The 1,339-nt window shown below is 29.7% G+C and carries 1 protein-coding gene; it reads right to left on the bottom strand.

Annotated features, from left to right (window positions below; translation table 11 throughout):
* Positions 1-207: 207 nt before the first annotated feature.
* A complete protein-coding gene (locus tag TD18_RS16380; RefSeq protein WP_152611407.1) occupies positions 208-798 on the bottom strand; it encodes a tetratricopeptide repeat protein in 591 nt (196 codons plus the stop codon).
* Between the last annotated feature and the right edge of the window lie 541 nt (positions 799-1,339).

Raw genomic sequence — 1,339 nt, 5'->3', positions numbered from 1 at the left:
AACGAGTTTGTATAAGGTTTGTTGCGGAATTTCAGTCTTGCGTTTTTAGCAAGGATGAGCCTTTTGAGACGAAAATTCCGTTTTGGAAAAAAACGCAAGACTGAACTTTACGAATTGTTTCTTAAGTAAATATACTAAAGTTATTTGTAATTATTTTTCCGATGGAAAAGAGAAGTAGCAATGAACCTTATACGTTGTTGTAACACGTTATTTTAAAATTATGGGCAATGAAAATCCGTTCCACATACCAACATCTTTTTTCTGATATTGACAAGGAACATATTCAGCAATCTCTCTGAAAATTATTTTCAATTCATTATCTATTTCTTTACTCGTGTTTTCACCTGTTGTTCTGCTGTTAAAATTTCCATCTTTGTCAATTTTAAACAAAACAAAAATTTTCTGGTTTTTTATTTTTCTTAAAATTTTAGACTTTTTTGCTCTAACTTTTAGTTTGTCAAATAAAATTGGATTAATACCTTTCTCAGTAATTAAATCATATAGATTATCATCTATTTTGAACTTCGGCATTTCATCAACATCTTGATAAAACATGTTTTCATTATATTCAATTTCTCCACAATATTCTTTAATAAATTTAGCTGCTTCAGAATCTTGTAATTTGTAACTTTTTTGTAAAAGTTCACACGATTTATTTTTATTTCCAAGGTTTAATTCCGTAATCGCTAAATTGAAGATTGCATCTTTATTTGTTGAGTCAATTTTTATAATTTCATAATAATATTTCCGTGCATTTTCAAAATCGTTTTTTTGATAGGCTTTATTTCCATTTTCCATTAGTTCTTTTGTTTTAGCTTCTTGAGAAAAGCTTAAAATTGAAAAAAGAAATATAATAATTGTGCAGTGTTTCCTCATAATGTGTTACAACGTTTTTGTGTATGATTTTGTGCGATTGAGAATCGATAGATTTTCAGTCGTTGCGAATCATAATGTTAAATATATGAATTTTCCAATGAAGTAGAAGTAAAGCATGAATTATACACAGTGTTACCTACTGTAGTGCATGACAGGTTTTTGGTAATCACAGAAAAAAGCAAACACAGACAGCAACCGAAACAGAATGCGATTCACAGACTTAAGCAAACAATCCCAAGATTCCGCTACTTTGGCAGAAAAGAAATGATCACAACTGCATTTAGGTTGCACACAGGAAAACCACGTACGCCTTTTTTTGAAAAGAACGAATCAGAACGCCAAAGCGTTTAGTTCTCAAAAAAAGGATAATTCGGATGAATTTTATAAAACCTTAAAAACTTTGTATTAGTAACTCAAGTTTAAAGGATGTAACTCAGATGATTTTTGCACTATGGTTGGTAAC

It is taken from the genome of Psychroserpens mesophilus, assembly GCF_000826645.1.
GTDB lineage: Bacteria > Bacteroidota > Bacteroidia > Flavobacteriales > Flavobacteriaceae > Psychroserpens > Psychroserpens mesophilus.
This window is presented reverse-complemented; position numbering and strand designations above follow the sequence as displayed.